9 protein-coding genes are annotated in these 8,959 nt (G+C 38.8%); 1 reads left to right on the top strand and 8 read right to left on the bottom strand.

The window, feature by feature from the left end; all coding sequences use genetic code 11:
* Positions 1–38: 38 nt before the first annotated feature.
* From ACQKL6_RS17845 to ACQKL6_RS17880, 8 genes are all read right to left on the bottom strand, one after another.
* A complete protein-coding gene (locus ACQKL6_RS17845) occupies positions 39–794 on the bottom strand; it encodes an IclR family transcriptional regulator (protein WP_427651643.1) in 756 nt (251 codons plus the stop codon).
* Between the two features lie 169 nt (positions 795–963).
* Entirely contained in the window at positions 964–1,950 is a 987-nt protein-coding gene (locus ACQKL6_RS17850; protein ID WP_427651644.1) for a biotin-dependent carboxyltransferase family protein, read from the bottom strand.
* Complete coding sequence (pxpB, locus tag ACQKL6_RS17855; RefSeq protein ID WP_402989659.1) at positions 1,947–2,705, bottom strand: 5-oxoprolinase subunit PxpB; 759 nt, start codon at positions 2,703–2,705, stop codon at positions 1,947–1,949. The genes ACQKL6_RS17850 and pxpB overlap by 4 nt, the downstream gene beginning before the upstream one ends.
* 22 nt (positions 2,706–2,727) lie before the next feature.
* Positions 2,728–3,519: a putative hydro-lyase gene (locus tag ACQKL6_RS17860; protein WP_427651645.1), complete on the bottom strand. Its 792-nt coding sequence runs from the start codon at positions 3,517–3,519 to the stop codon at positions 2,728–2,730.
* 48 nt (positions 3,520–3,567) lie between these two features.
* The gene (locus tag ACQKL6_RS17865; RefSeq protein ID WP_427651651.1) at positions 3,568–4,707 is read right to left on the bottom strand and encodes an NRAMP family divalent metal transporter; all 1,140 of its coding nucleotides are present in this window, start codon (positions 4,705–4,707) and stop codon (positions 3,568–3,570) included.
* A gap of 114 nt (positions 4,708–4,821) precedes the next feature.
* A complete protein-coding gene (gene pxpA, locus ACQKL6_RS17870; RefSeq protein WP_427651646.1) occupies positions 4,822–5,580 on the bottom strand; it encodes a 5-oxoprolinase subunit PxpA in 759 nt (252 codons plus the stop codon).
* 619 nt (positions 5,581–6,199) lie between these two features.
* A complete protein-coding gene (mscL, locus tag ACQKL6_RS17875; protein ID WP_402959683.1) occupies positions 6,200–6,592 on the bottom strand; it encodes a large conductance mechanosensitive channel protein MscL in 393 nt (130 codons plus the stop codon).
* A 137-nt stretch (positions 6,593–6,729) separates the two neighbouring features.
* Complete coding sequence (locus ACQKL6_RS17880) at positions 6,730–8,199, bottom strand: MFS transporter (RefSeq protein WP_427651647.1); 1,470 nt, start codon at positions 8,197–8,199, stop codon at positions 6,730–6,732.
* Positions 8,200–8,522: 323 nt separating this feature from the next.
* On the opposite strand from ACQKL6_RS17880, the gene ACQKL6_RS17885 reads away from it, so the two are divergent.
* Positions 8,523–8,888, top strand: coding sequence for a DUF6176 family protein (locus tag ACQKL6_RS17885; RefSeq protein ID WP_427651648.1), 366 nt, complete (start codon positions 8,523–8,525; stop codon positions 8,886–8,888).
* The last annotated feature ends 71 nt before the right edge of the window (positions 8,889–8,959 follow it).

The following is an 8,959-nucleotide window of genomic DNA, read 5'->3' on the forward strand; positions in this document are numbered from 1 at the left end:
TCTCTATTCCCCCTACTGAAGGTCTTGGCTACATGAAACTATGAAGTTTTAAATCCCAATTTCCAAGAAATCTGTTTAGCTGCATTCGTTACTTTTTCAATTAATTCTGGTAAACGATCTTCTTTAAATCGTGCTTCGATACCCGCTACACTAATACCGGCGACAATTTGATTATCCCCATTAAGTATGGGTGCACTAACGGATTTTGTATAATTTTCAAGTTCAGAAGAAGTGATCGTATACCCGTTTTTCTTCGCCTCATCCAAAGCCTGACGAAGGATTGTTTTATCATTGATCGTTCCTATCGCCATTGACTTTAATTCTACCTTTTCTATATACGCTTCCCGCTCTTCTTCAGGTAAATAGGCAAGGATGATTCTAGAATCCCCTGCATAAAGTGGTGAGCGCCTACCAATGGAGGTATAAAGGCGTACAGGCTGCTTCGTATCAACTTTTTCTATATACATCGCTTCGTCTGCATCCCTGATAATGAGATTCACAGCCTCTTCAACGTCATCCCGAAGTTCTTTCATAATGGGGTAGGCGATTTTCCTAATATCTAAACGTTCACTTACTAGTTGACCAAGCTGTAAGAAAATAAGGCCTAATGAATAATAGCCATCATCATCTTTTGTTAAAAATGCCATTTCTTCTAATGACACAACCATACGATGCAATGAAGTTTTCGGTAGGTTGGAATACTCCATCATTTCATTAAATGACAGTTTGGGATGATTCAGGAAAAGGGTAAGAATTTGCATGGATTTGACTACCGTTTTATTATGAGCTTGCATACAATGTCCCCATTCTTATTTTAAGTATCCATTTATTTATTGGAAGAGCTTTGTTCACCTCTCCTATATTTCATTATAAGTTATGGAAAAAAATAAGTAGAGCCCCATTCCCGAAAGAATGTCTTAAGTAAGGCGTTTATGGAAATTGAATCCTACCTATTTTAATGCTTCATTTAAACCCCTTCAGGGCTAATGCAATCGAAGTCTTCAATTCTTTTAGAAGTTGTTCCTTTTTAAGATATGACTGTTCCGCATCTCTTAAAGTAACCTTAGCAAATTGGATGGAATCCCCTGGTTTGACTTGTCCGATAAATGGGATATCAGCCGTAATGACTTGAGCAATTTTAGGGTATCCCCCGGTTGTTTGGCTATCCGCTAATAAGATGATAGGATTGCCATCCGGTGGAACTTGAATCGAACCATTTGTTACCGCCTCTGACAACAGCTCCCGCTTTTCTTTTAATTCAAGCGAAGGCCCTGAAATTCGATACCCCATCCTGTCAGACTGGTTGGATACTTTAAATGACTCTTGTTCGAATTGAACTTTACTGGACTCCGTAAAAAATCCGTATTGGCTTCCATTTGTAACTCGGATAACCGGCTTATTTTCGGGCATAAAATCCTTTGCGTTAACAAACCATTTGACTGTTGAGAATACGTTTACCCCGTACTTCGCATGATGAGGAGAAGCTTCATTAAAATCTAGCACATCATCCACTTGTAAGGCCCTTCCCTTATATCCGCCCATTCCTGCCCTTAAATATGTACTTTTACTATTCATGATGGAGGGAATGGAGTATCCACCCGCAACAGACAAATATGCGCGACAGCCTGATCGACATCCCGAGAATGCAAGAACCCCTCCTTTTTTCACAAAAATAGGTCTCCACATCGGCACGGCTTCTCCATTAATGGTCGGTGATAAATTGCCACCCGTTATTGCAATTAAACAATCTTTTTCTATTATAAGAGTCGGTCCCAATAAGGTGATTTCCAGGGCGGCCTCTCCTTCTTCATTGCCAACCAACATATTGGCAATGCGAAGAGAGTAAGGATCCATAGCTCCGCTTACGATCACTCCGTGCTGCTGAAACCCTTTTCTTCCAAGGTCCTGGATGCTTGTTAACAATCCTGGTTTCATGACACGCATACTCATTTCAACTCCTCCTTACGAGCAATTTCTTTATACTCCACAGAAGAAATGGGAATGAATTTCACCTTATCTCCTGCTTGTATTAAGCTCGGCGGTGATTCATTAGGTAGAAATAATGTAGATGGTGTTTGGCCAATTAATTGCCATCCTCCAGGTGTTGAGATGGGATATACACCCGTTTGCATTCCTGCAATTCCAACTGCACCTTTTGGTATGTTCATCCTAGGTGACCGCCTTCTAGGCGTTGCGATTTTTTCAGAAAGCCCACCCAAAAATGGAAAACCAGGTGCAAAACCAATCATATAGGCTAAGTATTCTCCACTGGAATGGATATGAATGACTTCATCTGTGGTTAAATGATTGAAGCGAGCAACATGCTCCAGATCCGGTCCGAATTCCCCCCCATAACAAACAGGCAGACTAATCGTTCGTTGGTCCAGGGCTTTATCCTTCTTCACCTGCTGTAATTTTGCTTCGATGATTGTCTGGACGAATTCATATGGGGAAATGCTTGCCTCTTTAATTTTTTGCTTTTGTTCGTTATAAATCATCAACGCATCATAATAGACCGTCAAGTTTGTAAAAGCCGGTACACATTCTATGAAACCTATAAATGGTTCTTCTTCAAGCATGTCCTTGAATATTTTTATTTTTTTATGAACGTTACCCTTCATTTCATTTCCAAATGTAATCACGATTGCGGAATCGCCTAATGGAGATAGTACAACATTTGTATTACTTGAAAGCTTTTCCGGCATAGAACTCATCTCTTTCCTTTTATTATAAAACACCCAACTTTTCATCCCGGATATCTGTTATGAACATATGTCCTGGTGCATGCGTAATCATAATGGCTGGTTTTGTTTCCATCGCGATGGATTGAGGCGTCACGCCACATGCCCAGAAAACCGGAACTTCCCCATCATGAATGGTTACCGCATCGCCAAAATCCGGTTGATCAATAGAGGAGATGCCAATCGCCTCTGGGTTTCCAATATGGATTGGTCCACCATGTACGGCAGGAAAACGTGAGGTAACCTGAGCAGCTCGAACGACATCCTTTTGAGGAATCGGACGCATGCTTACTACCATTTCCCCATGGAAAATCCCTGCTTCTATACAAGGAATGTTCGTTTTATACATAGGAACATTGCAGTCTTCCTCAATATGACGAATCGAAATATCATTGTTCAACAAAGCATGTTCGAAAGTGAAGCTGCAACCGATTAGGAATCCCACCATATCATCTTCCCAATAATCCGAAATATCCGTCACTTCTTCTACCCATTCACCGTATTTATAAATGCGATATTTAGGGATATCTGTCCGGATATCTCCTGCTTGAGCAGCGAACTTAGGAACAGGAGAACCTATTTCAGTTACATCCAGTAATGGACAAGACTTAGGGTTACGTTGACAAAATAACAAAAAATCGAATGCATGCTCCTTTTTTAAGATAGCTAGGTTTGCTTGGGCATAACCATTTGCCATCCCAGCAGTCGGTTTGGTCCATTCATTATTACGGATCATGGAGCGTAACTCTGCAGGGCTCGCTTTGGAAAAATCAATCATATTAGACATCTCCTATGTAATTGGATTTTGCTCTTTTATTGAATGCTATTAAAATAGTGATGGTAGTTGGGTAATTAATGTATACCCACCCATTAATGCCATAACAACGACAACGAACACACCGGAAATCGTTAGCCACAATGGATGTTTATAGTCACCTACAATATTCTTCCTATAAGCGGCGATTAATAGTGTTCCAAGAGCTATCGGTAAAATGAGGCCGTTAATTGCCCCTACCACAAGGAGTACTTTAACCGGTTTACCTATTAATAAAAAGCAAATGGTGGAAAGAAGGATAAAGCCAATAATAATCCAATTCGCTTTTTTTTCTATCCTTTGGCTGAATGTTCTGATAAATGAAACGGAAGTATAGGCAGCACCTACTACTGATGTTATGGCAGCTCCCCACATAACAACACCAAAAATTTTATAGCCAGCATTTCCAGCGGCAAGTTGAAATACGGATGCTGCGGGGTTTTCAGAATCAATTTGTAAACCTTTTGAAACAACGCCCAAGACAGCTAGAAATAAAGCAATTCTCATAACGGTGGTAATTAAAATGCCTACTACGGAACTTTTCGTAACTTCTGGAAGGGCACCGACACCTTTGACTCCCGCATCTAATAGACGATGTCCACCTGCAAATGTAATATAACCACCCACAGATCCCCCAACTAACGTAACGATTGCAATAATATCTATCTTATCGGGAGCAAATGTCTTCACTACCGCTTCCCCTACTGGAGGAGAGGTTGTCCATGCTACGTAAACCATCAAGCAAATCATTACAAAGCCAGCTATCTGGGTAAACCGATCCATGGCTTTTCCTGCTTCTTTCACCACAAAAATTAAAACAGCAATGACTGCGCTAATGGCAGCTCCAGTTGTTGGAGACATCCCTGTCATCGCATTTAAACCAAGTCCAGCTCCAGCGATATTCCCTATATTAAATGCAAGTCCTCCCATAACGATGAGAGCCGCTAGAACGTAACCTAGCCCAGGAAGAACCATGTTAGCAATCTCTTGTCCTCTTTTTTCAGAAACAGCAATAATCCGCCACACATTTGTTTGAGCAAAAATATCGAGAATAACAGAAATAAGAATGACGAATCCAAAACTTGCTGCCAGACTTTGAGTATAAACCGTTGTTTGCATTAAAAATCCTGGTCCAATAGCTGACGTTGCCATAAGAAATGCTGCACCCAACAATAAAGTCTTATTGGTCTTTGGCTTATTTGAAATTTTATGTACAGATGTATTTTTGATTGGCTCCAATAGAATCTACCTCCTAGATGTTTGTTATTAAGCGAACGAACTAACAGTAATTTCAGACAACTTCAACGATTTTTTAACATGACTCGCAAAACTTAAGGCGTGAGTTCCATCTCCATGTATACAAATCGTATCTGCCTTTATTGCTACTTCCGTTCCTTGCTGGGACATGACCTTTCCTTCCTTAACCATTTTAATCACTTGAGCTACAGCTTCATCGTCGTTTTCAATTAATGCATTCTTTTCCCTTCGAGATGTCAATGAGCCATCATCTTGATACGTACGATCGGCAAACACTTCACTAGCAGTCTGTAAACCAATAGATTGACCAGCGCGAATCAATTCACTTCCCGACAAACCGAATAATATAAGTTCGGGATTAATTTTATATACGGCTTCTGCAATGGCAAGTGACAGATTTTTGTTTTGAGCCGCCATATTATAGAGTGCCCCGTGTGGTTTGACATGTTGCATCCGGCCTCCTTCGGATTGTAAGAAACCATTCAATGCACCTATTTGATACACCACAATATCATAAGCTTCCTGGGGGGAAATATTAATATTCCGTCGCCCAAATCCCATTAAATCTTGTAAACCAGGATGGGCACCGATCTTTACATCCTTTTCCAAAGCTAACTGAACTGTTTTTCTCATGACTGATGGGTCACCAGCGTGAAAACCGCACGCAACATTCACTGAAGTAACGTAATTTAAAATTTCTTCATCATTTCCCATTCGATAGGCCCCAAAGCTTTCTCCTAAATCACAATTCAAATCAACTGTATGCATGATTATTCCTCCATTTCAACGATAATTCCATTACGCTTCTCATAGATTGATAGTTTGTAAGCCAATTAATACAATTCCGAAATTCGGAATGCCAGTTTCACATTTCGGAATTTTCTAAATTGTATCATTTGTTTTTCAATTACACAATATACTTGTTAGATTACCTAACATTATGAAATGTTGAGATATGGAAAACATCACCCATTTTAATAGGTAGTTTTTCCTGAACGTTTAAATCCTTAATGACCCCGTTCTCATAAATGATTCTTGGTATGAGCTATCCGTTACTTCTTCACCCTTCTGACTTTGATCCCATCTATACACCTGAATAATTCCATAGTACTAATTAAAAAATCACCCAAAATAAACTATTGAAAAAATCCCAGTGTAACATCTCTAAAAAGTAAACAGGAAGTCAAGGGCAAGAGCAACACATAGAGCGCCATCAGATAATGGGAAGCAAGCTTTCCAGCTAGATATGAAACAACTGAAATGGTCTTAATAAAACTTCTATATACATAAAAAAAGAACATGTCTGGAACCAAACTGTTCCAGACATGTTCTTTATCATTCTATTTATTTTCTATATAACCTTACCGTGCTCAGAAAATGAAGAGATTCATCTCCTGTCATCCTCGCGTACATTTTTTTGCAAAAGGTCACGGATATCCTTTAAATATTGTTCAGTTGCTGGTGCTTCCACCACGACCTCTTCTTGCTCTTTTTTTCTAAAAATGGAATTTGCCAACTTCATAAATATGAAAATAGCAAACGCAATAATCAAGAAATCAATCACGGCTTGAATAAACGATCCATATTGAATGACCGCACTTCCCACCGTTATGGACAGTGAAGAAAGATTGATTCCCCCTAGTAAAATCCCAACAATCGGCATGATAATATTTTCAACTAGTGACGAAACGATTTTTCCAAATGCCGCCCCCATCACTACTGCAATAGCCAGATCAAGTACGTTGCCTTTAGCAATAAACTCCCTAAATTCCTTAATCATAATACCTACACCTTTCAATCTATAAGTGCTACAAGTTTATCAGATTTACACGAAAAAATGAACAAGTCTAGAAGCATCAATAGAAAAAAGGCATAAGCTAAAGTACGTAAAACAATCCTGCATTCCTTTTTCATTAATCATTTCATACTAAAATCAGAAATTTTCTTGCTCTTTACCCTTTTTCGAATATCGAAAAGGACAACTATAAAAAATCCTGTGAGCACTACACCCGTGAGCATAAACCCTCCAGCGATACCAATCCGTAAAAAACCAAGAACCGATGAACCGACAACCACACCGATAGAGAAAAATGCATAAAAATATCCATAAGCCTGTCCACGTGTTTCAGGCGTCGTGGATTGTATCAAGAGTGTATTAATAGACGGGAATAAACTTGAGAATCCAATCCCGTATAGAATCATTACAAGATATAATGTCAACGTCGTCGTCATTTGCCCAATCAGCATTTGGCTAATGGCTAAAACAGCCACACCAATAAGCATTGTATACACAGGATCTACCCGGTTAAACACTCGATTTGTCGGTAAAATAAATAGGAAAACCGCTACAATTCCAAACATGCTCATTAGTGTACCGGACATCCGGGAACTATAGCCAAGTGCTTCTACATGCAAAGGCAGCAAATAAGCCAATGCCCCTTGGGAAAACATCAAAAAGAACGCACCCATAAATGCTTTTTGTACATCCCGGTTCCACTTGAATGAGACATGCGACGCTTCTCTCTCTTGCTTCTTGACGTGTACTTGACGTAATAAAAAAGAGCAAACAAGTAATAAGACACCGAGTGCGCCTATTACGGTGAAGACATTCGGAACGGATGTTTTACTCGCCATTATTCCACTGAAAGCTGGTCCTATAATGGCAGCAATCCCCACGAATGATCCAGTTACCGCACTCTTACTCCCCTGTTTATCATGCGCAGTTGTATTCGCTAGGAGCGTAAATGCAGCGGGTACAATTAGGCCACCAAAAAAGCCGTGTAGAGATCGAACAATAAGCAAAGTCAGAGGGTCATCAACGAAATGATAAGAAAATAATGATGCACTCGTAGCGGCCAGTCCAAATAACATCATCGAGAGTGGACCAATTTTATCCGTTAATATTCCCGATGCGATATTGCCAAATGAGTTCGTAAAAGAATATAAACCGACCACAATGCCTGCAATAAATGCACTCGCCCCTACTGACTTCGCAAATGTACTCATGACCGGAAGCTGAGCAAATAAGTCTATAAATGAAAAGAATATAATGCTATAGATAATCCATGACATTCGGAAAGGCTTAACAGGGTAGCGATCTTTCACTTTTTTTAAATAAACGTCAAAGATAAAATTCCCAAATGGAATAAAAGCGACAAATACAGCGGCAAGTGACCAACTAATCGACCACTGGATGCGAATAGCTGCATATAGAATGCTTCCAATATACAAGAGGAAAATACCCCCGTGTATACTACCATTAATCGTCACTGCAAGCGGTAAATCAGCAAAATATTTTAGTGGCATAGCAATAAGTAATAACGTCAGTAATGAAGTGCCATCCAAGATTCCTGCTATGCGTAAATAATCTATAGGTGAACGACGCATTTTAGCTCTCCTTATCATTAAAGTAGTTTCTTTTCTTAATTTATACAGGTATACAGTAATTTTACTATAATCATATCTTAATTAGATTAATATTTGAATAAGAGTGCTTATAGGTTCTATAAAGATACATTTAAAACGAAACAACGTATTATTATATTATTAAAATGGAAGGAATCGGTTAAAACTTCAAATCACACTATATGGATAGATACTATCGTTCCTTATATATAATCATACACTGTAGAACTGAACATTGTTATTTATTTCAAAACTATATAAAATATGTAACGTAGATAAGTTATCAAATTTTATGGAGGATATGCATGAATGTAGAACTTACAAGATTTAGAGTGAAGGAAGGAAAATCAGAACAAGTAGATGAATGGTTAACGTTTCTTAATGAAAATATGAATGATGTGCTGATAACGCTTGAAGGTGAAAAGATGTATGTAGAAACGATATTTAGAGAGATTCTAAATGGTGAGGAATATCTATATTGGTACTCTGTCCAAGGTGATAATGGTCTCGAAGTGAACGATTCAGATCACTGGATAGATAAAAAACATGTAGAGTATTGGAAAGAATGTATCGATGAAACATTTAGGCCGGTCGATTTAAAAACCGAAGTAGTGATGATCCCTACTAATATAAGGGAAATGATGAAATGGGGCTGTCTAATAAGTCCCTAAAATAAAACAGGTGGAGAAAAACGAGTTGTTTTTCTCCACCTGTTTTTCTATTTCTATAATAATTTACTGAA

The sequence above is a fragment of the Peribacillus sp. NPDC097197 genome (assembly GCF_050278025.1).
Lineage (GTDB): Bacteria > Bacillota > Bacilli > Bacillales > DSM-1321 > Peribacillus.

What these genes read in the sequence shown, in the direction of transcription:
- ACQKL6_RS17845 (WP_427651643.1), bottom strand. Translation starts at nt 794, where the DNA reads ATGCAAGCTCATAATAAAACGGTAGTCAAATCCATGCAAATTCTTACC.
- ACQKL6_RS17865 (WP_427651651.1), bottom strand. Translation starts at nt 4,707, where the DNA reads ATGGCAACGTCAGCTATTGGACCAGGATTTTTAATGCAAACAACGGTT.
- pxpA (WP_427651646.1), bottom strand. Translation starts at nt 5,580, where the DNA reads ATGCATACAGTTGATTTGAATTGTGATTTAGGAGAAAGCTTTGGGGCC.
- ACQKL6_RS17860 (WP_427651645.1), bottom strand. Translation starts at nt 3,519, where the DNA reads ATGATTGATTTTTCCAAAGCGAGCCCTGCAGAGTTACGCTCCATGATC.
- ACQKL6_RS17850 (WP_427651644.1), bottom strand. Translation starts at nt 1,950, where the DNA reads ATGAGTATGCGTGTCATGAAACCAGGATTGTTAACAAGCATCCAGGAC.
- mscL (WP_402959683.1), bottom strand. Translation starts at nt 6,592, where the DNA reads ATGATTAAGGAATTTAGGGAGTTTATTGCTAAAGGCAACGTACTTGAT.
- ACQKL6_RS17880 (WP_427651647.1), bottom strand. Translation starts at nt 8,199, where the DNA reads ATGCGTCGTTCACCTATAGATTATTTACGCATAGCAGGAATCTTGGAT.
- ACQKL6_RS17885 (WP_427651648.1), top strand. Translation starts at nt 8,523, where the DNA reads ATGAATGTAGAACTTACAAGATTTAGAGTGAAGGAAGGAAAATCAGAA.
- pxpB (WP_402989659.1), bottom strand. Translation starts at nt 2,705, where the DNA reads ATGCCGGAAAAGCTTTCAAGTAATACAAATGTTGTACTATCTCCATTA.